The following is a 2,856-nucleotide window of genomic DNA, read 5'->3' as shown; positions in this document are numbered from 1 at the left end:
AAATTTGGTGGAGCTAAGCGGGATCGAACCGCTGACCTCTTGCATGCCATGCAAGCGCTCTCCCAGCTGAGCTATAGCCCCATCACGTAAAGCTTGTCGAGTTGACGGGCGGCATCATATGAATTCCGCCCGAATGTGTCAACGGCAAATTGCAGCGTGTAGTTTCAATCGCTGAAAAATCAGGCAAATGAACAATTTTGGAAAACCGCTCGCATTCAGTAGTTATTCATGTCACGGTTTCCTGTAAAGTGGTGTTATAAAATGAACCGCTAATAGACCTACATACATTCAGGGAATTGTTATGTTCAAGGAGAGGATGACGCCAGATGAACTTGCCAGACTGACCGGTTATAGCCGTCAGACCATTAATAAATGGGTACGCAAGGAAGGCTGGACGACGTCACCAAAACCAGGCGTCCAGGGTGGCAAAGCCAGACTGGTTCACGTCAATGAACAGGTTCGTGAATATATTCGCAATGCTGAACGTCCGGAAGGTCAGGGAGAAGCACCTGCCCTGTCTGGTGATACGCCGCTTGAAGTGTTACTGGTGACACTGGCGAAAGAGATGACGCCAGTTGAACAAAAACAGTTTACATCCTTGCTTCTGCGGGAAGGGATTATCGGGTTATTACAACGCTTAGGGATTCGCGATAGCAAATAATATGAAAAGATTACGCAATAAAATGACCACCGAAGAACTGGCTGAATGCCTCGGTGTGGCTAAACAAACTGTTAACCGTTGGATCAGAGAAAAAGGCTGGAAAACGGAAAAATTTCCCGGCGTGAAAGGCGGTCGTGCCAGACTTATTCTGGTCGATACGCAAGTTTGCGAGTTTATTCAGAACACGCCAGCCTTCCATAACACGCCGATGCTTCTGGAAGCCGAAGAACCCCTTGCCGAATACGCACCGGGTATTCGCACTCCTGCTTATCGGCAAATCATCAGCGCAATAGACAACATGACTCACAGTGAGCAAGAAAAAGTTGCGCAATTTTTGTCACGCGAAGGAATTCGTCATTTCCTTGCTCGTCTCGACATAGATGAATCAGAATAAATAAAAAACGGCAGGGGGATCTCTCCTGCCGTTTATCTTTTCTGCGCTAATTACTGCTGATTTTCGCGTTCAGCAATAAAAGCCAGCGCTTTGTTGATACGCTCAATGCTACGGGTCTTACCGATTGCGTGAACGGTAACGTCCAGTGCCGGAGACTGCCCCGCACCGGTTACGGCGACACGCAGCGGCATACCAACTTTACCCATACCCACTTCCAGCTCATCCGCCGTCGCCTGAATAGCGTGATGAACGTTTTCAGCGGTCCAGTCAGTAATCGCAGTCAGTTTGTCACGAACCACTTCCAGCGGCTGACGCGCTACCGGACGCAGATGTTTTTTCGCGGCGTCGGCATCGAACTCAGCAAAATCTTCGTAGAAATAACGGCAGCTCTGTGCCATCTCTTTCAGCGTCTTGCAGCGTTCGCCCAGCAGTTTCACCAGATCAGCCAGCTGCGGGCCGTTACGGGTATCAATATTTTCCTGCTCAATGTGCCACTGTAAATGAGTAGCAACATACTCCGGCGGCAACGCGTTAATGTAGTGATGGTTCAGCCACAGCAGCTTGTCGGTGTTGAACGCACTGGCAGATTTGCTGACGGCATTCAGAGTGAAGTATTTAATCATCTCTTCACGAGTGAAGATTTCCTGATCGCCGTGGGACCAGCCCAGACGCACCAGATAGTTCAGCAGTGCTTCAGGCAGATAACCATCATCACGATACTGCATTACGCTGACCGCCCCGTGACGTTTGGACAGTTTTTTACCGTCATCGCCGTTGATCATAGAAACGTGCGCGTAAACCGGTACCGGCGCTTTCAGAGCCTTAAGAATGTTAATCTGGCGCGGTGTGTTGTTGATATGGTCTTCGCCACGGATAACGTGGGTGATTTCCATATCCCAGTCATCGACAACCACACAGAAGTTATAGGTTGGGGAACCATCGGTACGGCGGATAATCAGATCATCCAGCTCCTGGTTGCTGAACTCGATCGGACCACGGATCTGATCGTCAAAAACAACAGAACCTTCCTGCGGGTTAGCAAAACGTACGACACACGGCTCATCATCAGCGTGATGCTCATGACTGTGGCGGCAGCGACCGTCATAACGCGGCTTCTCACCTTTCGCCATTTGCTCTTCGCGCAGCGCTTCCAGGCGCTCTTTAGAGCAATAGCATTTATAAGCTGTGCCCTCTTCCAGCATCTGATCGATCACCGCGTTGTAGCGATCAAAACGTTTGGTCTGGTAGTACGGACCTTCATCCCACTCCAGACTCAGCCAGTTCATGCCATCCATAATGGCTTCGATAGCTTCCGGCGTGGAACGCTCAAGATCGGTGTCTTCAATACGCAGCACGAACTCACCGCCGTGGTTACGTGCAAAAAGCCAGGAGTAAAGAGCAGTACGCGCGCCGCCAACGTGCAGATAGCCTGTTGGGCTTGGCGCGAAGCGAGTTTTGATTTTCATGAAATGGCCTTACGTTTAGAAAGATGCCGACAACCGGCAAATCCTGGAAAAATTGAGTGGGCGATATTCTATCACTCCCGCCTGATTCCTCAATGTAGTTCGGGTTGCTACATGATGCATTATTGTTTTCGTTGAGAAATTGCGCAACACGGTCTGTTTTGCGATCATCTTGCTTAAATTTACGACGAACGAACAATTTCTTTAGAAAATGCGTTGACTCATTTTGAACTCTCCCTATAATGCGACTCCACACAGCGGGGGTGATTAGCTCAGCTGGGAGAGCACCTCCCTTACAAGGAGGGGGTCGGCGGTTCGATCCCGTCATCACCCACCAC

General features: G+C 49.9%; 3 protein-coding genes and 2 tRNA genes. 3 read left to right on the top strand and 2 right to left on the bottom strand.

The features are described 5' to 3' along the window. Window positions 1-5: 5 nt before the first annotated feature. A tRNA-Ala gene (locus FQZ95_RS09540) sits at window positions 6-81 on the bottom strand. A gap of 220 nt (window positions 82-301) precedes the next feature. Here FQZ95_RS09540 and FQZ95_RS09535 point away from each other — a divergent pair. Both FQZ95_RS09535 and FQZ95_RS09530 read left to right on the top strand, forming a co-directional pair. Further along, window positions 302-661, top strand: coding sequence for a YfeC-like transcriptional regulator (locus FQZ95_RS09535; protein WP_000472023.1), 360 nt, complete (start codon window positions 302-304; stop codon window positions 659-661). Window position 662: 1 nt separating this feature from the next. Next, window positions 663-1,055: a MerR family transcriptional regulator gene (locus FQZ95_RS09530; protein ID WP_000826498.1), complete on the top strand. Its 393-nt coding sequence runs from the start codon at window positions 663-665 to the stop codon at window positions 1,053-1,055. Window positions 1,056-1,105: 50 nt separating this feature from the next. On the opposite strand, the gene gltX is transcribed toward FQZ95_RS09530, so the two are convergent. Further along, window positions 1,106-2,521 (bottom strand): glutamate--tRNA ligase, encoded by a 1,416-nt coding sequence (gene gltX / locus FQZ95_RS09525; protein WP_000695662.1) that lies wholly within the window; start codon window positions 2,519-2,521, stop codon window positions 1,106-1,108. A gap of 258 nt (window positions 2,522-2,779) precedes the next feature. Here gltX and FQZ95_RS09520 point away from each other — a divergent pair. Continuing rightward, window positions 2,780-2,855 (top strand) — tRNA-Val (locus FQZ95_RS09520). Window position 2,856: the final 1 nt, after the last annotated feature.

The sequence above is a fragment of the Escherichia sp. HH41S genome, assembly GCF_009820115.1.
Taxonomy (GTDB): domain Bacteria; phylum Pseudomonadota; class Gammaproteobacteria; order Enterobacterales; family Enterobacteriaceae; genus Escherichia; species Escherichia coli_F.
Note: the sequence above shows the minus strand (reverse complement) of the source record. Positions and strands in the feature narration are given on the sequence as shown.

What these genes read in the sequence shown, in the direction of transcription:
- gltX (WP_000695662.1), bottom strand. Translation starts at nt 2,521, where the DNA reads ATGAAAATCAAAACTCGCTTCGCGCCAAGCCCAACAGGCTATCTGCAC.
- FQZ95_RS09530 (WP_000826498.1), top strand. Translation starts at nt 663, where the DNA reads ATGAAAAGATTACGCAATAAAATGACCACCGAAGAACTGGCTGAATGC.
- FQZ95_RS09535 (WP_000472023.1), top strand. Translation starts at nt 302, where the DNA reads ATGTTCAAGGAGAGGATGACGCCAGATGAACTTGCCAGACTGACCGGT.